Source organism: Pelomonas margarita, from assembly GCF_043555875.1.
GTDB lineage: Bacteria > Pseudomonadota > Gammaproteobacteria > Burkholderiales > Burkholderiaceae_C > Pelomonas > Pelomonas margarita.
In genome coordinates this window covers 307,363-325,378 of the sequence record NZ_JBIGHW010000002.1, presented here as the reverse complement: position 1 = coordinate 325,378, position 18,016 = coordinate 307,363, and the positions used below count along the sequence as shown (strand labels likewise).

The window sequence follows — 18,016 nt, the reverse complement described above, 5'->3', positions numbered from 1 at the left end:
AACCTCAACCCAGGTGCCCGGGTGACCCGGTGGCAGGTCGATGGTTGGGGGGGGCGCGAGCTCACCCCAAGCTGCGAGTCATGCGCTGGTTGCAGCGCATCACGGCGCAGCCTTCTTGTCCACCACCACGATCTCCCCTTCGGCCTTGCCCACCCCCCTGATCTCCGGCCGGTACATGTCCTCCGCAAACGTCGCCGGCACGACGTAGCGCCCGGGCGTGACGACGCGCACCAGGTAGAACAGGTCCAGCGGTGAACCCAGCCGCGCGGCGGCGACGAAGCGGTCGTCGCGGTATTCGGTGTGGACGATGCGTTCGTTGGCATTGGCCTGCGCCACGTTGACGCCATCCACCGCGAACTCGCCGGCCTGCGGGCCCTGGCTGAGGTTGAGGTTCTCGATCTCGAAGCCGGCGGGGATGCGGTCCACCACCAGGCCGTCCTTGATGGCCTGGGTGGCTTTCACGCGCAGGCGCACGACGAGCATCTCGCCGGTGCTGAACTGCCGCGTGGCCACGGGCTTGCCGTCGGTGGTGAACAGCGTGCGCTCCACCGAAATGCGCTCGGCGCTGGGCGCCAGCGGCTTGACGGGGTAGCCCTGGGCGGTGATGTCCAGGTAGAGCGGCTTGTCGCCGTCGTTCTTCAGCGCGAGGCCGGCGCGCAGCTGCCCGATGTCGAAGCTCTGCTGTCCGTTGCCGCTGCCGGCCCAGGCGTCGGCCTTGGGGCCGACGGTGAGCGTGGTCTTCCAGCGGTCGTCCTTGCCGGCGCCTTGTGTGGCGGCCTGCACCGCCAGGAACAGCGCCAGCCGCTCCTGCGTGGAGTAGTGGCTACGCTGGCGGAAGTCGTCGGCCAGGTCGAACAGCAGGTTCTCGCGCTTGTCGTGCGCCACCTGGTGGCGCAGCAGCAGCGCGTAGGCCATGGCGCGGTCGCGGATGCGGGAGCCGTAGTCGCCCAGCCATGGGCCCCAGCCGGCGTCGTCGGGCTGGTAGCCATAGGGGCGGGCCATGGCGTCCTCCAACGCGGCCTGGGCGCGGGCCTGGTCGCCCATCAGCTTCAGCGCGAGGGACAGCTGCACCAGCGGCAGCGGGCTCAGGGCGCTTGCGCGGTGCTTGTCGTGCAGCGTGCGCAGCGTGGCCAGCGGCGCCTTCTGCTCGCGGGCCAGGATGTAGCCGGCGTGCGCGGCCTCGGCAAAGCGCTGGTGGGCCAGGCGCAGCACCTCGGCCTCGCGGTAGTCGGCGAGGGCGCCCTTGTCGTTGCGGCGCGGGGCGGCCGGCGGCGTGACCTGCTGGCCAGGGCTGCGCTGGAACTGCTCGGTCAGGCCGCCCAGTGACTTGGCGAGCTGGGCCTCGGGCACGGCGAAGCCGGCGTCGCGCGCGTCCTGCAGGAAGCCGGTGACGTAGGCGCTGAGCCAGGCTTCGTAGGGGTTGTCGGCCGCCCACAGGCCGTAGCCGCCGCGCGCCTGCTGCATGCCGGCGAGCCGGGCGAAGGCGCCTTCCAGCCGCTTGGCGCGCTCGTCGCGCGGCACGGGCGTCAGGCCCCAGCGCTGGGCGGCGGCGTCGTCGATGAAGAGCAGCGGGTAGGCGCTGGAGGTGGTCTGCTCCAGGCAGCCGTAAGGATAGGTGAGCAGGCCGCGCACCTGGGCCTGGATGTCGATGGGCGGCGTGTTGGCCACGCTCAGCGCCAGCGTGGCGGAGCCGGGCCAGTAGGCGTCCAGCAGCGCTCGGTCCACGGCCTGCGTGGCGCCGGGCTCCAGGCGGATGCGGCGGCTGTCGCGCGTCAGCGGCGTGACGGGCTGCACCTGCAGCGCGGCCTCGCGCACCAGGCTCAAGGGCCCGGCGCTGACGGTGAGCTTGAGCGGTGCCAGGCCGTAGGCGTCCAGCGCCTCGGCCTGGAAGCGCAGGATGTGGCGCTGCTTGTCGGCGAGCTTGATGCTGTCGGTCGCGCCGGTGACCCGCACGGGCCCGGTGGCCGACAGCGCCACGCGCACCTCCTGCGGCGAGCCGCTGAGGTTGGTGACGTCCACGGCCAGCGTGGCCTTGTCGCCGGGGGCGATGAAGCGCGGCATGTTGAGCTCGGCCACCAGCGGCGCGGCGACGACGGTGTCGGCCTGCGTGCTGCCGTAGCTGTCGGCACTGCTGACGACGGCCATCAGCCGCAGCGTGCCGTTGAAGTCGGGCAGCTTGACGGGCACGTTGGCCTCGCCCTTGGCGTCCAGCACGACGGGGCCGCTGAACACATCCACCAGCAGCAGCTTGCGCGGCAGGCTTTGCGTGTCGCGCTTGCCGGCGTCGCCGCCGAAGCGTTGCTGCGCGGTGTTGCCGTCCATCTTCTCGATGAGGCGGCCGTAGAGGTCCAGCAGGTCGGCGCCGTAGCGGTGCTTGCCGAAGAAGAAGTCGGCCGGGTCGGGCGTCTTGAAGTTGGTGATGCTGAGAATGCCCAGATCCACGGCCGACAGCGTCACCACGGCGCTCTTGCCGGCCAGCTGGGGCACCTTGACCTTGACCGGCAGCGTGGTGGAGGGCTGTGTCTTGGCCGGTGCCTCCAGCGCCACCTTGAGCTTGCGGTCCTCGCGGTACAGCGGCAGGTGCACCAGGCCCAGCGCGCGGGCTGGTGTCACGCGGTCGCCCTGGCTGCCGGGGCGGAAGGCGGCCACGGTCACGTACAGGTCGTTGCGCGCCCAGGCGGCATCGACCGGAATGTCCAGCTCGGTGCCCGAGGCCTTCACGCCGACGCGCCGGCTCCACAGCACGCGGTCGCCTTCCACGGTGACGATGGCCTCGCCGTCGTGCGGCGGCTTGAGGGTGAGCTTGGCGGTGTCGCCCGGCTTGAAGGGCGCGCCCTTGAGCTGCAGCTGCACGCGGTCGGGGCGGTTGCCGATGTCGTCGGCGTCCTGCGCCCCGTAGCCGGCGTAGAAGCCATAGCGCAGCGTCTGCCGGGTGGCCGGGTCCTCGATCTCCAGGCGGTAGCGGCCCCACTTCACAGGCAGGTTGAGGGTGGTCTTGGCGCTGAGGTTCAGCGTGCGGGCCTCGACGAGTTCGTCCGTGGTGTTGAAGCCGGAGTGCCAGCCACGGCCCTCGTCATAGCGCCAGTACCACTGGCGCTCCTCGTAGGTGAGGGTGAGCTTCAAGTCCTTGGCGGGCTTGAAGGCGCCGGTGGCGTCCACACGCTGCAGCTCGAAGCCGGCCAGGCCGCCCTCGGGTGCGACATGGCGGTCGAACAGCGGGCGCACGGCGACGAGCGCGGGCGCCGGCCACCAGGTGCGCTCCAGGCTGCGCACGACGGGCCGGCCGCCGCTCTCCAGCAGACTGAACGCGCCGCGCACGCGCATGGGCGAGTGGCGCTCGGCCAGGTTGGCGCTGAGCTGCACGGTGGTCTGGCCACTGTCGTCCAGCGTCTGCTCGCCCAGGTCCTGGCGCGCGCGGGCCTTGTCGTCGGCAAAGTCGCCGAACACATAGCCCGGCAGCTTCTGCGGCAGCGGGTTGGCCAGGCGCTCGGAGGCCACCGTGGCCTGCAGCGTGTTGCCGGCCGCGGGGGCGCCGTAGAGGTAGTCGCCCTGCACCTGCACGGGCAGGCTGACCTCGCCCTGCAGCGGCGCCTCGGGCGCCGTCAGCGTGAGCTTCATGCGCTCGGGCAGGAATTCCTCCACCTTGAAGGCCCACTGCGCATCGGGGGTCTTTGCTGCCGGGTCCACGCGGGCTTGCAGCGTCCAGCCGCCGGTCGGCGCGTCGGCCGGCAGCGTGATGCCATGCTGGAAGTAGCCCGGCCCCCGAGCCTGTGGGCCCCCAGGGCCAGGCTGCGCCTGACCCACCCCCCGCGGGGGCTCAAGGCCCTCGGGGCGGCCCGTCGTGCCTTGGGTCGGTTGCACCAGTTGCTCGACGAGCTTGCTGCCGTCCGGCTTCTTGACGGTGAGCGTCAGCGGCAGCAGTTTGGCCGGCAGGCGGCCGTCGGCGTCACGCGACAGCACCGACACCTGAAAGCTCTCGCCGGGGCTGTAGAGGTCGCGGCCGGCGTAGACGAAGAGCTTGTTGCTGCGGGAGGGGTGGCCGGTGGCGTCGAACTCGCTGAGGTCCAGCGCCGCGTCGCGCAGCGACAGCACCGACATCTCGCGCCCCTGGCGGGCGAGCACGGCGCGGGCCTTGTCGCTGCTGCCCTGGAAAACCGCGTGGCCGTTGCCGTCGGTCTGGGCCTGTGCCAGTGCCTTGCCGGTCTCGTCCACCAGGCTGAGCTCGATGCCGCCGAGCGCGCGGCCGTTCTTCAGCGAGGTGGTGAACACGTCCAGCTGCGCGGCGTGGCGGCGCAGGTGCAGGCCGATGTCGGTGACGTAGTAGTGCGTGACCTGGTAGTCCCAGCCGAAGCGACCGGGCTGGCTCATGATGGCCACGTAGACGCCGGGTTCCTGCAGCGCCGCGATTTTCTCCACCGGCAGGAAGCTGACGTTGCGGCGGTTGGGCCGCTCGTCGGTCTTGAAGCGGGTGAGGTAGACGCTGTCGGTCATCTCGCGCAGCTCGTCCAGCACCCAGCCGCCCACGGTGCCCTTGAGGCGGCGCTGGTTGTCGCCCCAGCCGTCGTAGTAGGGGCCTTCGTCGTCGGTGTTGTCCCGCCCCTGGCGCTCGCGCCGCCCGCCCACCTGCTCCAGGAAGGCCGGCAGCGAGGCCGGCTTCACGCGCAGGAACTGCACGTCCACCTCGGGTGTGTTGATGCTGACCACCGGCAGGCCGCCGTTCTGGCCGGCCGGCAGCACCAGGCCGCGGCTGGCGAAGTAGAAGCTGGCCGGCATGGCCTCGCTGGCGGCGTCGCAGGTCTGCGGCGTGGCCAGCTTGGCGCCCGAGCGCGACGCCAGGCCTGCGTTCATCGTGATGCGGTAGGCGCGCTCCGGCGTGACGAAGGGCAGGTAGAGAACGCGCGGGTTGTCGCCCAGCACCCAGCGCGCCGCCAGCGGCTTGAAGCTGGCCGGGTCGGCCGGCGCAGCCTTGGATGAGGGGTCGTTGGGGTCGGCCTTGTCGCCGGGCGTACCTTCGGCGGCGCTCAGCAGCGCGCCGAAGTCCTGCCGGCGGTCCAGCGCCTGCGTGAACATCACGGCGATGGCGGGCGAGCCGTCCAGCAGCCGCGCCTTGCACTCGGTGAACGCGAAGGCCGCTTCCTCGGCGCCGATCTCGGTGCTGCTGGGCAGGCCGGGCTGCCGGAAGTGCTGCCACCCAAGGGTGCCCGCCACGGCCACACCGGCCACCACCACCGCCGCTGCGGCGGCCTTCACGACGCTGGAAGCCATCACCATCCCCTGCTGAGTGCCGGGCGAGTGTAGGGAGGCGTGGCGGGCGCCCGGCCGGGTCAGATTCCCCAGGTTGGGGATGGCAGCTCAGCGCTGCAGTGTCTGCATGGCCAGCGGCTCATCGAGCAGGGGCCGGTGCGTCTCGCTCAGCGGCACGAGCATGCCCAGCAGCGCCGCCAGCAGGGCGGCACCAACGCGAAGGCGGGCGGGCGAGAACATGGCTGCATGGTGAGCCAAGGCCCCGCGCAGCGGTCCCCCTAACTTGCAGGTGATTGCTGACGGCGTGGTGGCAGCAGTCTGCGGGGTCAGTGCACTTGTGGCGTCAGCGCGCCGGGCTGCCGGCGCGGCGCTTGTCCCACAGCGCCATGGCCTCGCCCACGAGGCCACGGCGGAAGGCCAGCACGCAGACGATGAAGATCAGGCCGGTGACCAGGCTGACCGACTCGCCCAGGCCGTTGAACCAGGCCATGCCGGTGGTGTCGGCCAGCCACTTGCCGGCGTCGCCGATCTTGTTCTCCAGCGCGATGATGACCAGCGCGCCCACCATGGGGCCCACCAGCGTGCCCATGCCGCCCACCAGCGTCATCAGGATGACGAGGCCGGAGGTGGTCCAGATCGCGTCGGTCAGCGTGGCGAAGCCCAGCATCAGCGTCTTGGTGGCGCCGGCCAGGCCCGCCAGGCCGGCGGACAGCACGAAGGCCAGCAGCTTGAAGTGGGCCGTGTCATAGCCCAGCGAGGTGGCGCGGGCCTCGTTCTCGCGGATGCTGGTGAGCACCTGGCCGAAGGGCGAATGCACGATGCGGTAGATCAGCCAGAAGGCGGCGATGAAGATGCCCAGCACGACGTAGTACAGCGTCAGGTCGCTGCTGAGGTCCAGCCCCAGGAAGCTGCCGCGCGGCACGCTTTGCAGCCCGTCCTCGCCGCCGGTGAATGGCGCCTGCAGGAAGAAGAAGTACAGCATCTGCGCCAGCGCCAGCGTGATCATCGAGAAGTAGATGCCCGAGCGGCGGATGGCCAGCAGTCCGAACACCAGGCCCACGCCGGCCGCGGCCAGCGCGCCGACGACGAGGCCCACCGGCGTGGGCAGGCCCCAGACCTTGAGCGCATGGCCGCACACATAGGCCGCCGTGCCCAGGAAGGCCGCATGGCCGAAGGACAGCAGGCCGGTGAAGCCCACCAGCAGGTTGAAGGCGCAGGCGAACAGCGCGTAGCACAGCACCTTCATGACGAAGATGGGATAGGCGCCCAGCGCAGGCAGCAGCGCGATGCCGATGAAGAGCGCGGCGTAGCCGATGAGCTTGGGGTTCATCACTTCTCTTTTCCGAACAGGCCCGCCGGACGCACCAGCAGCACGATGGCCATGACGACGAACACGACGGTGTTGGACGCCTCGGGGTAGAACACCTTGGTCAGCCCTTCGATCAGCCCCAAGCCCAGGCCGGTGACGATGGAGCCGAGGATGGAGCCCATGCCGCCGATCACCACCACGGCGAATACCACGATGATGAGGTTGCTGCCCATCAGCGCCGACACCTGCAGGATGGGCGCGGCCAGCACGCCCGCGAATGCGGCCAGCGCCACGCCACCGGCGTAGGTCAGCGTCACCATCGCCGGCACGTTGATGCCGAAGGCCTGCACGAGCTTGGGGTTCTCGGTGCCGGCGCGCAGCTTGGCGCCCAGCGAGGTCTTCTCGATCAGCGCCCACACGGCGAAGCACACCACCAGCGAGGCCACCACCACCCAGGCGCGGTAGTTGGGCAGGATCATGAAGCCCAGGTTGGTGGCGCCCTGAAGCTGCTCGGGCACCGAGTAGGGCTGGCCCGACACGCCGTAGAAGCTGCGGAACACGCCCTCGATGACCAGCGTGATGCCGAAGGTCAGCAGCAGGCCGTAGAGGTGGTCCAGCTTGTAGAGCCACTGCAGCATGGTGCGCTCGATGACGATGCCCAACGCGCCGACCAGCAGCGGCGCCAGACCCAGCATGACCCAGTAGTTCAGCCCCAGCAGGTCCATGCCCATCCACGCCAGGAAGGCGCCCATCATGTACAGCGCCCCGTGGGCGAAGTTGATGATGTTGAGCATGCCGAAGATGACCGCCAGGCCCAGCGACAGCATCGCGTAGAACGAGCCGTTCACCAGGCCGAGCAGCAGCTGCCCGAGCAGGGCAGGCAGGGGGATACCGAACAGTTCAGTCATGGCATTGGTATTCAGACCCTGGATGCCCGCCGGGCCGCTCCCAAGGGCGGCCAGGGCCGATGTCGATGCCGGCCGGGCCGGCATCGATCGGCGTCCCCTCGGGGGACCGACCGGACGCGCGCGCGCTCAGCGGCGCGAGGCTGGGCGAGGGGCTCACGATCACTTCTTGACGATCGGGCACTTGCTGTCGGCCAGCTTGGTGTACGCCTCGGCGGCCGGGATGGTCTGCACGACCTTGTAGTAGTCCCACGGCTCGGTGGACTCCTTGGGCGACTTCACCTGCATCAGGTACATGTCGTAGCGGTGGCGGCCGTCGGGGCCGATCTCGCCGTTCTTGGCGAAAAAGTCGTTCACCTTGGTGGCCTTCATCTTGGCCAGCACCTTGTCGGCATCGTCGGTCTTGGTGGCCTCCACGGCTTTCAGATAGTGCGTGACGGAGGAGTAGTCCGCCGCTTGCAGCATGGACGGCATGCGCTTCATCTTGTCGAAGAAGCGGCGGCTCCAGGCGCGCGACTCGGCGTTCTGGTTCCAGTACCAGCCGTCCGTCAGGTACATGCCTTCGGTGGCCTTCAGGCCCAGCGAGTGCACGTCGTTGATGAACATCAGCAGGCCGGCCAGCTTCATCGTCTTGGTGATGCCGAACTCGTTGGCCGCCTTGATGGAGTTGATGGTGTCGCCGCCGGCATTGGCCAGGCCCAGGATCTGCGCGCCCGAGCCCTGCGCCTGCAACAGGAAGCTGGAGAAGTCGCTGGCCGACAGCGGGTGCTTCACGCTGCCGACGATCTTGCCGCCGGCCTTCTGCACGACAGCCGTGGTGTCGGCCTGCAGGCTGTGGCCGAAGGCGTAGTCGGCGGTCAGGAAGTACCAGCTCTTGCCGCCGCTCTTGACCACCGCGTTGCCCGTGCCGTTGGCCAGCGCCACGGTGTCGTAAGCGTAGTGCACGGTGTAGGGCGTGCAGTCCTCGTTGGTCAGCCGGGCCGAGGCGGCGCCGATGGAGATGAAGACGCGCTTCTTTTCGGCTGCCACCTTGGCCATGGCGATGTTGGCGCCGGAGTTGGTGCCGCCGACCAGCAGGTCCAGCCCCTGCGTGTCCATCCACTCGCGCGCCTTGGCGGAGGCGACGTCGGCCTTGTTCTGGTGATCGGCGAACAAGAACTCAATCTTCTTGCCGGCGGCCATGCCCTTCATGTCGGCGATGGCCATCTTGATGGCCTCCACGCCGCCCTGGCCGTCGATGTCGGCATACAGGCCGGAGAGGTCCGTGATGATGCCGATCTTGATGACGTCGCCGGACACCTGGGCCTGGGCGCCCAGGGCGCAGGCACCGAGCGCGGCGGTGGCGAGGGTGGTGCGGATGGCTTTCTTCATGGTCTGTCTCCTGTTGGGTGTGATCAAACGCTGAGCAGCTCGTCGAGCTGGGCCTGGTGGGCGGCCAGCTCGGCAGCGGGAAAGGACAGCACGACCTCGCCGTGCTCGATGACGACGAAGTGGTCCGCCAGCGGGGCGGCGAAGCGGAAGTTCTGCTCCACCATGACGATGGTGAAGCCCTGGGCCTTGAGCGCGCGGATCATGCGCGCCAGGGCCTGGACGATGACGGGCGCGAGGCCTTCGCTGATCTCGTCCAGCAGCAGGATGTCGGCGCCGGTGCGCAGGATGCGGGCCACAGCCAGCATCTGCTGCTCGCCGCCCGACAGCCGCGTGCCGGGGCTGTGGCGGCGCTCGGCGAGGTTGGGGAACATGGCGTAGATCTCTGCCTCGGACATCACCTTGCCGCGCTGGGACTTCAGCGGCGGTGGCAGGCGCAGGTTCTCCTCGGCGGTGAGCGACGCGAAGATGCCGCGTTCCTCGGGGCAGTAGCCGATGCCCAGCTGCGCGATGCGGTGGGTGGGCAGACCGATGGCCTCCTGGCCGTGGATCTTGATGGAGCCCTTGCGCGCGCCGGTCAGGCCGAGGATGGCGCGCAGCGTGGTCGTGCGGCCGGCGCCGTTGCGGCCGAGCAGCGTGACGACCTGGCCGGGCTGCACGCTCAGGTTGATGCCATGCAGGATGTGGCTTTCGCCGTACCAGGCGTGGAGGTGGGTGATCTCTAGAGCTGGGGTGGCCATGCTGTGTCAGCTTGCTCGGCGAAGTTGGGTAGGGCGGGTCGTGACCCGCCATTGAGCCGAGTGGCAAAGGTGCCGGCGGGTCCCGACCCGCCCTACGGGGCTGTTGTGATGAGCACGGCGTGCAGGCGCATGCTCCGCAAAGCAACCGACAACGCCCCGCATCAATGCGCCCCCACCAACTCGGTTGCCTCGGTCCCCATGTAGGCCTCCAGCACCGCTGGATGCTTGGACACCGTCGCGTAGTCACCCTCGGCCAGCACAGCACCGCGCGCCAGCACCGTGATGCGGTCCGCGATGCTGGCCACCACCTTCATGTTGTGTTCCACCATCAACACCGTGCGCCCTTCGGCCACGCGCTTGATGAGCGCCGTCACGCGGTCCACGTCCTCGTGGCCCATGCCCTGCGTGGGCTCGTCCAGCAGCATCAGCTGCGGCTCCATGGCCATGGTTGTCGCGATCTCCAGCGCGCGCTTGCGGCCATAGGGCAGGTCGGCGGCCTTCAGCTGCGCCATGTCGCGCAGGTCGACGAGCTCCAGCAGCGCCAGCACCTTGGCGTCCAGCGTCTTCAGGCCCGTCAGGCCCTTCCAGAAATGAAAGCTCGTGCCGGTGAAGCGCTGCAGGCCGATGCGCACGTTCTCCAGCACCGTGAGGTGTGGGAACACCGCCGAGATCTGGAAGCTGCGGATCACGCCGCGGCGGGCGATCTGCGCGGAGCTCTCGCCGGTGATGTCATGCCCCGCGAACACGATGCGGCCGCGCGTGGGCGTGAGGAACTTGGTGAGCAGGTTGAAGCAGGTGGTCTTGCCCGCCCCGTTGGGGCCCAGCAAGGCGTGGATGTGACCTCGCTGCACCCGCAGGTTCACGGCGTCCACGGCGGTGAAACCCTTGAACTCCTTCGTGAGGTCGCTCGTCTCCAGGATGGTGTCGCTCATGGATGGGGGGCTGAAGCGTTGCGGCTGACTCTAGGGCTTGTGGGCAGGCTGCGGGCTCGGGGCATTCACCCCCCCGGGCCTGTCACCTCGGCGGCAGCAAGGAAGCGCTCCACCAGGCCGATCTGCTCGGGCGTGTTCAGCGCCGGCGCATGGCCGCAGCCGGCGATGGTGGCCACCGCCGCGCGCGGGCCGCGCTCGCGCATGGCCTGGGCGGTCTCGGCGGTCAGCAGCGTGGAGTCCTCGCCGCGCAGGCACAGCACGGGCAGGTCCAGCTGGTCCCACGCGGGCCACAGGGCATAGTCATCCGGGTGGTGCTGGAACTGCAGCGCCAGTGCCGGGTCGTAGTGCGGCGTCACGCGGCCGTCGGGCAGGCGGCGCAGCGAGGTCTCGGTCAGGTGGCGCCACTGGGCGTCGGTCAGCGCGCCGAAGCCGGCGTAGATCTCGCGGAAGTAACGCTCCAGTGCGCTGACGGTGGCAAAGGCCGGCGGCTGGCCCGCATAGGCTTGGATGCGCGCCAGCGCGGGCGTGGCGAGTTCGGGGCCGTTGTCGTTGAGCACCAGGCGCCGGATGCGCCCTCGCAGCCGCGTGGCGGCGGCCAGCGTGCCGATGGCACCGCCCATGGACGTGCCCACCCAGTGCGCCTTGTGCAGGCCCAACGCGTCCAGCAGCGCCTCGGCCTGCTCGACGTAGAAGGCCAGGCAGTACTCGCGGGCCGGGTCCACCGCCCATTGCGACAGGCCACGGCCCAGCGTGTCGGGGCAGACGACGTGCCAGCGCGCGCTCAGCGCGTCGGCGAAGTCGTCGAAGTCGCGGCCGCTGCGGGCAAGGCCGTGCCAGGCGATGACGGCCGGCAGCCCCGGGTCACCCCAGGTCGTGACGTGCAGCTCGCGGCCCAGGCAGCTGAGGTAGTGCGATCTCATGTTTACTTCCTCCCTCGCGCCCATGCGGCCAGCCGCAGCCGCCCGACGATGCCGCCGGGGAAGTGGTAGACCGCCAGCACGAACAGCACGCCCAGCCACAGCAGCCAGCGATCGGGCGACACCAGCGTGCTCAGCACCGGCACGCCCTCCACCAGCGAGCCGGCGCCCTTCAGCAGCGCCTGCAGGTAGTTCTGCGCGACGATGAACAGCACGCTGCCGATGACGGCGCCGTACACCGTGCCCATGCCGCCGATGACGACGATGAGCAGCAGGTCCAGCATGATCTCCATGCTCATCGCCGTCTCGGGGCCGGTGTAGCGCAGCCACAGTGCCAGCAGCGCGCCGCCGCAGCAGGCCAGCAGCGCGGCGATGACATTGGCGCCGGTGCGGTAGACGACGGGCCGGTAGCCGATCGCCTCGGCGCGGAACTCGTTCTCGCGGATGGCCTGCAGCACGCGGCCGAAGGGCGAGTTGACGACGCGCAGCAGCAGCAGGATCAGCACCGTGACGGCGGCGAAGAGCAGGTAGTAGGTCAGCAGCCGGCCGTCCAGCATGACGCCCAGCAGCGGCTCCTCCATGAACTCGGTGGACGGGCGCAGTGCTGACGGCAGCTGGAAGTTCAGCCCGTCCTCGCCGCCGGTGATGTCACTGAGTTGGGAGCACAGCGTCATGAAGGCCGAGGCCACGGCCAGCGTGATCATGGCGAAGAAGATGGCCTTCACGCGCAGGCTGGCCAGGCCCATGGCCAGCGCCAGCACAGCGCTCAGTGCAAGCGCGGCGGCGAAGCCGATGGCCATCGACGTCCAGTCCGGCCCCAGCCGTGTGGAGGCGATGGCGATGCCGTAGGCGCCGATGCCGACGAACATCGTGTGCGCGAAGCTGACGATGCCGGTGTAGCCCAGCAGCAGGTCGTAGCTGGCTACGAGCAGGATGAACACCAGCACCTTGGCCGCGACGTTCAGCGCCTGTGTGCCAGGGAAGATGAAGGGTGCCCCGAGCAGGCCGACGAAGCAGGCGGCGAGCAGGCCGGCCAGGAGGCGGCTGCGCGGCAGGTCGTGGGAAAGCAGCGCTCGCAGCATCACTTGGCTCCGACGGGGTAGAGGCCCTGCGGGCGCCACATCAGGATGGCGACCATCAGCCCGATGTTGCAGAACAGCGCGGCCTTGGGCGCGAGGAAGCCCACGTAATTGGCCACCAGGCCCACCAGCAGCGCGCCCACCAGGCAGCCCAGCGTGGAGCCCAGGCCGCCGATGATGATGACGATGAACAGCAGCAGGTTGACCTTGGCGCCGATCTGCGGCTCCACGCCCTGCTGCACCAGGCCCCACAGAACGCCGCCCAGGCCGGCCAGCGCGGCGCCGGCGACGAACACGCCGACGAACAGCCGGCGGATGCGGTAGCCCAGCGCCTCGACCATCTCGCGGTCTTGCACGCCGGCCCGGATCAGCAGGCCGAGCTTGGTTCGGTTCAGCACGAGCAGCAGGCCGATGAGCACCGCAATGCCGATCAGCATGGCCAGCACGCGGAACTTCTCCACCGCCACGTCGCCCATCAGGAAGATGCCGCGCAATGCCTCGGGCATGGGCAGTGGAATGAGCTGCGCGCCCCAGCTGGCCTTGATCAGCTCCTCGCCGATGATCATGCCGCCCATGGTGATGAGGATCTGCTTCAGGTGCTGGCCGTAGACGGGGCGCACCAGCACGCGCTCGAACACCAGGCCCACGGTGGCGGCGATGGCCATGCCGGCCAGGCACGCTGTTGCGAGTGCTGCCAGGTTGGCGAGGACGTCTTGGCTGGATGCCCACGGCGCCATCGCCGCCAGCACCGTCGTGGCCATGAAGGCGCCGAGCGCGATGAACACGCCGTGGCCGAAGTTGAGGACGTCCATGAGGCCGAACACCAGCGTCAGGCCGGAGGCGATGACGAAGATGATGAGGCCCATGGCAATGCCGGCCAGCGTCAGGTTGAGCCAGGTGCTGGGGCTGCCGGTGAGGGGCAGGGCGAGCAGCATGATGGCTGCGAGCAGTGCCAGGGGTTTGGGGTCGAGTTTCATTTGCTCGCTACTTCTGGGTGGTGGCGAGTGCCGTGCCGGGATGCGCGCCCGGCACCACATTGGCCAGCAACCAGGGGTAGCGAGGGGCGCAAGATCAACCTCATTGATGCGCCCCCAACGACAACCCAAGCAGCCGCTGCTGCAACTCCGCATCCGCAATCAACTCGGCCATCGCCCCGCTGTGCACGATCCGCCCGTCATCCATGACGGCGACCGAATCGCCCAGCTCAGCGGCGACCCGGAAGTTCTGCTCCACCAGCAACACCGTCGTCTGCGACGTCTTCTTCAGCTCGCGCAGCGCCGCGATCAGGTTCTCGACGATGGCCGGCGCCAGGCCCTTGCTCGGCTCGTCGATGACCAGCAGCTCGCGCGGCTCGATCAGCGCGCGGGCGATCGCCACCATCTGCTTCTGCCCACCACTCAACTTGCCCGCCGGGTGCTGCCAGAAGGTCTTCAGCGCGGGGAACAGGCCGAATAGCCAGTCCAGCCGCTTCGCATCCAGCTCACCAAGGCGCTTGGCCGAGCGGGCCGCCAGCAGCAGGTTCTCCGCCACGGTCAGCTCGCCGAAGATGCCCATGGTCTCGGGCACGTAGGCGATGCCGCGCGACGCGATGTCGGGTGTGGCGAGCTTCGTGATGTCCTCGCCCTTGAACGTCACCGTGCCGGTGCTCGCCGTCCACAAGCCCATCAGCGTGCGCAGCGTGCTCGTCTTGCCGGCGCCATTGCGGCCCAGCAGCATGGTCACCTGGCCGGCCGGCACGTCGAGATCCACGCCGTGCAGCAGGTGGTAGGCGCCGACGTGGGTGTGGACGCCCTTCAGCGATAGCAACGGCGCGCTCATGCCGCCACCCCCAGGTAAGCTTCTTGCACGATGGGCGAGGCGATCACCGTCGCCGGGTCGCCATCGGCCACCAGCTTGCCCTGGTGCAGCACGATGATGCGGTCGGCCAGCTCGCGCACCACGTCCATCTTGTGCTCCACCAGCAGTAGCGTGTGGCGCTTCTCCGCCTTCAGCGCGCGGATCAGGTCCAGCACCACGGGAACTTCGTCCACGCTCATGCCGGCCGTCGGTTCGTCGAAGAGATAGACCTTGGGGTCCAGCGCGATCAGCATGGCCACTTCCAGCTTGCGCTGGTCGCCATGCGGCAGGCTGGCGGCCGCGTCGGTGGCGCGGTGGGCCAGCCGCACGCGTTGCAGGATGGCCTCGGCTTCCGTGATCAGCGCCTTGTGCGACAGCCACACCGACAACAGCTTTAGCCCCAGGCCGCGCCGCGCCTGCACGGCCAGGCGCACGTTCTCCAGCACCGTGAGGTGCGCGAACAGCTGCGTCAGCTGGAAGGCCCGCCCGAGCCCACGCCGCGTGCGGACGGGCGCGGGCAGCTTGGTCAGGTTCTCGCCGTCCAGCCACACCTCGCCGCTGCTCGCCGGCAACTGGCCGGAGATGAGGTTGAAGTAGGTCGTTTTGCCCGCGCCATTGGGGCCGACGATGGCGGTCAGCGTGCCCGGCTGGAAGGCACAGCTCACGCCATCGACGGCCACATGGCCGCCGAAGCGGATGGTGAGGTTCTTGGTTTCGAGCACGGGCCGCCGTCCGCTCAGATCAGCGCTTGTTGCGGATGGGCACGGCCATCTCTTCCGGCTTGATCTCCCGCACCAGCTCCGGCACTCCCCACGGGAAGGCCGGGTCCACCTTGATGCGGAAGTGGTACATCGACTGCATTGCCTGGTGGTCTTCGGCGCGGAAGGTCATCTTTCCCTTGGGCGTCTCGAAGCTCATGCCCTCCATGGTCTTGATGAGCTTGTTGGTCGTCGTGTCGCCGGCCGTCTTCTTGAGCGCCTCGACGATGGCGATGCCAGCGCTCATGCCGCCGGCCGTGAAGAAGTCCGGCGGCGCCTTGAACTGCTTGTAGTGGTTGGCCACCAGCCACTCGTTGACCGGGTTCTTCGGGATACCGAAGTAGTAGTAGGTCGCGCCCTCCATGCCGGGGAACTGCTTGTAGGCGGCCATGGCCGGCAAGATGTTGCCGCCCGAGCCCACGGCGATGCCGTAGCGCTTCTGCAGGTCCAGCGCGGCCAGCGCGCCGAAGGGCGTGGAGGCGCCCGCCCACACGACGGCGATGACTTTGGGGCCCGGCTTGTCCTTCAGCGCATCGACCAAGCGCTGGATGCCGGCGGTGAAGTCGGTCGTCGCCGTGGGCAGGTATTCCTCGTGGACGATCTTGGCCTTCTTCAGCGCTTCCTTGTAGGCCTTCACGGCGTCACGGCCGAAAGCGTAGTCTTGCGCCAGCACGCCGATGTTCAGGCCGGCGATGTCGGAGGCCACGGCGTTGCCGATGGCGTCCTGCGAGGAGTTGCGGCCCGTGCGGAAGATGTACTTGTTCCACTTGTCGCCGGTGATGGAGTCGGCGACCGCCGGCTCCACCAGCAGGATCTTTTTGTACTCCTCAGCCACCGGCAGCATGGCCAGCGCGACGCCGCTGGACGACGGCCCGACGGCGATGTCGGCCTTGTCGTCGCCGTAGGCCGCGGCCAGCAGGCTCTTGCCCACGTCGGGCTTGCCCTGGTCGTCCTTCTCGATGACGACGAGCTTCTTGCCGGCCACGGTCATGGTGCCGCCGGTAGCGTATTGCAGGCCCATCATCAGGCCGATCTGCGTCTGCTTGCCATAGGCCTCCAGCGGGCCGGTCTTGCTGTAGACGTGGGCGATGCGGATCTCGTTGCCGGCGGCCAGCGTCAGGCCGGGCAGGGCCGCGGCCAGGGTGGCGGCCGCGAGGGCGAAGCGGCGCGTGGTGAGGCGCATGGGCTTTGTCTCCTGAAGTTCGTCGGTCTGCTCTGTCGGCAGACGGTGTCTTCCCTTTTTGCAAGGGCCGTGCCCGGCGGGGAAGGGGCGCCGGGGGCGGTTTTCCTGCGGGTTGTCCCGAGGTTTTTGGCCGTTAGGGATGCGGCGAGTGTCTGACTTTCAGGCGCCGCCTGAAACCTGGACTTCTAGGTCCGGCCACCGTGCCAGCCGCTCATACAACGACGCCCGCGAAATCTGCAGCAGCCTAGCCGCCGCCATGCGGTTGCCGCCGGTGGCCTGGAGCGCGCGGCGGATGGCGTCGCGCTCCAGCGCCTCGATCAGCTCGGGCAACGGCGCGACAGCCTGGGCCGTCGAGATGGCTGGTGTGCTGGCCGGGGCTGTGGCCGGCGCCGGCACGGCCGCGGCAGCGGCAGCGGTCGTTGCCGGCAACGCCGCCCCGCCCTGGAAGTGCGCCGCCGTCAGCTGCATGTCGTCGCTCATCAGGCTGACCTGCTCCAGCGTGTTGCGCAGCTCGCGGATGTTGCCGGGCCAGGCTTGCTGCATCAGCCAGTCGATGGCGTCGGGGCTCAGCAGCTTCTGCGGCATGCCGCTGCGGCGGGCGATGTCTTCGCCCAGCGCTTCGGCCAGCGCCTCGATGTCGTCCAGCCGCTCGCGCAGCGCCGGCACGCGGATGGGCAGCACGTTCAGGCGGTAGTACAGGTCGGCGCGGAAGCTGCCGGCGGCCACCATGGCGGCCAGGTCGCGGCTGGTGGCGGCGATGACGCGCACGTCGATACGCATCACGGTGTTGCTGCCCAGCGGCTCCACCTCCTGCTCCTGCAGCACGCGCAGCAGCTTGCTCTGCAGCGCCAGTGGCATGTCGCCGATCTCGTCGAGGAACAGCGTGCCGCCGTCGGCCAGCTTGAACTTGCCGTCGCGGCCCTTGCGCTCCGCGCCGGTGTAGGCGCCGGGGGCGACGCCGAAGAACTCGGCCTCCAGCAGCGTTTCGGGCACCGCAGCGATGTTGACGCTCACCAGCGGCCGGTGCGCGCGGCGCGATGCCGAATGGATGGCGTGCGCCATCAGCTCCTTGCCCGTGCCGGTCTCGCCGAGCAGCAGCACGGTCGAGTCCGTCTGCGCCACGCGGCGGGCCTGACGCTTCACTTCGAGGGCTGCGGGGCTGGCGCCGATGAAGCTGGCAATCGTGTACTTGGGCCGGCGCTGCGCGGCGAGCTGGCGGCGCGTGTCCTCCAGCTCCTGCTGCAGCCGCGCGAACTTCTGGATCAGCGGCTGCATCGTCGTCTCGGGGTGATCCAGCAGCACCAGGCCCAAAGCGCCGATGACCTCACCCGCGTCGTTGCGCAGCGGCAGCCGGCTGACGAGGAAGGTGCCGGCCTTGTTGGTCAGCAGGTCGACGAGCACCGGCTTGCCGGTTTCCAGCACCTGCAGCATCTGCGTGTTGGGGACGACATCCTCCACGCGCTTGCCGACGAACTCGTGCTCGTCGTTGAAGCCCAGCGCCGGCAGGAAGCGCTTGTAGCCCTCGCTGATCCAGACGACGCGGTGATGCCGGTCGACGACCATCATCCCTTCCGTTGACCGCGCCAGCACGTCGAACATGGACTGCGCGGCCAGACGCAGCAGGCCGTCGACATCCTGCGGGATGTCGAGCGCAGCGGGTGTCTGGTTTTTGGACAGCGGCATGGCCGGGGCAATGTACCGCGCCGGCAGGGCCTCCCGAAGTGACAACGGGCGACCCGCCGGGC

Annotated in this window: 14 protein-coding genes; all 14 read right to left on the bottom strand. The window is 69.3% G+C overall.

Going from position 1 to position 18,016, the window contains the following annotated elements; genetic code table 11:
• Positions 1-99: 99 nt before the first annotated feature.
• Positions 100-5,265, bottom strand: a complete 5,166-nt coding sequence (locus ACG0Z3_RS05015; RefSeq protein ID WP_394395867.1) for an alpha-2-macroglobulin family protein — start codon at positions 5,263-5,265, stop codon at positions 100-102.
• 87 nt (positions 5,266-5,352) lie between these two features.
• Positions 5,353-5,484, bottom strand: a complete 132-nt coding sequence (locus ACG0Z3_RS05010; RefSeq protein WP_394395864.1) for a hypothetical protein — start codon at positions 5,482-5,484, stop codon at positions 5,353-5,355.
• Positions 5,485-5,587: 103 nt separating this feature from the next.
• Positions 5,588-6,574 carry a branched-chain amino acid ABC transporter permease gene (locus ACG0Z3_RS05005; protein ID WP_394395863.1) on the bottom strand — a complete coding sequence of 329 codons (987 nt, stop codon included), beginning with the start codon at positions 6,572-6,574 and terminating at the stop codon, positions 5,588-5,590.
• Positions 6,574-7,461, bottom strand: coding sequence for a branched-chain amino acid ABC transporter permease (locus ACG0Z3_RS05000; RefSeq protein WP_394395861.1), 888 nt, complete (start codon positions 7,459-7,461; stop codon positions 6,574-6,576). The genes ACG0Z3_RS05005 and ACG0Z3_RS05000 overlap by 1 nt, the downstream gene beginning before the upstream one ends.
• A 159-nt stretch (positions 7,462-7,620) precedes the next feature.
• Complete coding sequence (locus ACG0Z3_RS04995) at positions 7,621-8,829, bottom strand: ABC transporter substrate-binding protein (RefSeq protein ID WP_394395859.1); 1,209 nt, start codon at positions 8,827-8,829, stop codon at positions 7,621-7,623.
• A gap of 23 nt (positions 8,830-8,852) precedes the next feature.
• The gene (locus ACG0Z3_RS04990) at positions 8,853-9,566 is read right to left on the bottom strand and encodes an ABC transporter ATP-binding protein (RefSeq protein WP_394395858.1); all 714 of its coding nucleotides are present in this window, start codon (positions 9,564-9,566) and stop codon (positions 8,853-8,855) included.
• Positions 9,567-9,727: 161 nt separating this feature from the next.
• Positions 9,728-10,498 (bottom strand): ABC transporter ATP-binding protein, encoded by a 771-nt coding sequence (locus tag ACG0Z3_RS04985; RefSeq protein ID WP_394395857.1) that lies wholly within the window; start codon positions 10,496-10,498, stop codon positions 9,728-9,730.
• A 65-nt stretch (positions 10,499-10,563) separates the two neighbouring features.
• Entirely contained in the window at positions 10,564-11,418 is an 855-nt protein-coding gene (locus tag ACG0Z3_RS04980; protein ID WP_394395855.1) for an alpha/beta fold hydrolase, read from the bottom strand.
• Positions 11,419-11,420: 2 nt separating this feature from the next.
• The gene (locus ACG0Z3_RS04975) at positions 11,421-12,497 is read right to left on the bottom strand and encodes a branched-chain amino acid ABC transporter permease (RefSeq protein ID WP_394395853.1); all 1,077 of its coding nucleotides are present in this window, start codon (positions 12,495-12,497) and stop codon (positions 11,421-11,423) included.
• The gene (locus ACG0Z3_RS04970; RefSeq protein ID WP_394395851.1) at positions 12,497-13,471 is read right to left on the bottom strand and encodes a branched-chain amino acid ABC transporter permease; all 975 of its coding nucleotides are present in this window, start codon (positions 13,469-13,471) and stop codon (positions 12,497-12,499) included. Before ACG0Z3_RS04970 ends, ACG0Z3_RS04975 begins: the two co-directional genes overlap by 1 nt.
• A 100-nt stretch (positions 13,472-13,571) precedes the next feature.
• Positions 13,572-14,312, bottom strand: coding sequence for an ABC transporter ATP-binding protein (locus tag ACG0Z3_RS04965; RefSeq protein ID WP_394395848.1), 741 nt, complete (start codon positions 14,310-14,312; stop codon positions 13,572-13,574).
• Positions 14,309-15,052: an ABC transporter ATP-binding protein gene (locus ACG0Z3_RS04960; RefSeq protein WP_394395846.1), complete on the bottom strand. Its 744-nt coding sequence runs from the start codon at positions 15,050-15,052 to the stop codon at positions 14,309-14,311. Before ACG0Z3_RS04960 ends, ACG0Z3_RS04965 begins: the two co-directional genes overlap by 4 nt.
• 19 nt (positions 15,053-15,071) lie before the next feature.
• Positions 15,072-16,271, bottom strand: a complete 1,200-nt coding sequence (locus ACG0Z3_RS04955) for a substrate-binding domain-containing protein (RefSeq protein WP_394395843.1) — start codon at positions 16,269-16,271, stop codon at positions 15,072-15,074.
• A 159-nt stretch (positions 16,272-16,430) separates the two neighbouring features.
• Positions 16,431-17,954, bottom strand: a complete 1,524-nt coding sequence (locus ACG0Z3_RS04950) for a sigma-54 interaction domain-containing protein (RefSeq protein ID WP_394395841.1) — start codon at positions 17,952-17,954, stop codon at positions 16,431-16,433.
• Positions 17,955-18,016: the final 62 nt, after the last annotated feature.

Bases quoted from the DNA above. Each gene is read 5' to 3' on its own strand.
- ACG0Z3_RS05015 (WP_394395867.1), bottom strand. From the start codon at position 5,265: ATGGCTTCCAGCGTCGTGAAGGCCGCCGCAGCGGCGGTGGTGGTGGCC.
- ACG0Z3_RS05010 (WP_394395864.1), bottom strand. From the start codon at position 5,484: ATGTTCTCGCCCGCCCGCCTTCGCGTTGGTGCCGCCCTGCTGGCGGCG.
- ACG0Z3_RS05005 (WP_394395863.1), bottom strand. From the start codon at position 6,574: ATGAACCCCAAGCTCATCGGCTACGCCGCGCTCTTCATCGGCATCGCG.
- ACG0Z3_RS05000 (WP_394395861.1), bottom strand. From the start codon at position 7,461: ATGACTGAACTGTTCGGTATCCCCCTGCCTGCCCTGCTCGGGCAGCTG.
- ACG0Z3_RS04995 (WP_394395859.1), bottom strand. From the start codon at position 8,829: ATGAAGAAAGCCATCCGCACCACCCTCGCCACCGCCGCGCTCGGTGCC.
- ACG0Z3_RS04990 (WP_394395858.1), bottom strand. From the start codon at position 9,566: ATGGCCACCCCAGCTCTAGAGATCACCCACCTCCACGCCTGGTACGGC.
- ACG0Z3_RS04985 (WP_394395857.1), bottom strand. From the start codon at position 10,498: ATGAGCGACACCATCCTGGAGACGAGCGACCTCACGAAGGAGTTCAAG.
- ACG0Z3_RS04980 (WP_394395855.1), bottom strand. From the start codon at position 11,418: ATGAGATCGCACTACCTCAGCTGCCTGGGCCGCGAGCTGCACGTCACG.
- ACG0Z3_RS04975 (WP_394395853.1), bottom strand. From the start codon at position 12,497: ATGCTGCGAGCGCTGCTTTCCCACGACCTGCCGCGCAGCCGCCTCCTG.
- ACG0Z3_RS04970 (WP_394395851.1), bottom strand. From the start codon at position 13,471: ATGAAACTCGACCCCAAACCCCTGGCACTGCTCGCAGCCATCATGCTG.
- ACG0Z3_RS04965 (WP_394395848.1), bottom strand. From the start codon at position 14,312: ATGAGCGCGCCGTTGCTATCGCTGAAGGGCGTCCACACCCACGTCGGC.
- ACG0Z3_RS04955 (WP_394395843.1), bottom strand. From the start codon at position 16,271: ATGCGCCTCACCACGCGCCGCTTCGCCCTCGCGGCCGCCACCCTGGCC.
- ACG0Z3_RS04950 (WP_394395841.1), bottom strand. From the start codon at position 17,954: ATGCCGCTGTCCAAAAACCAGACACCCGCTGCGCTCGACATCCCGCAG.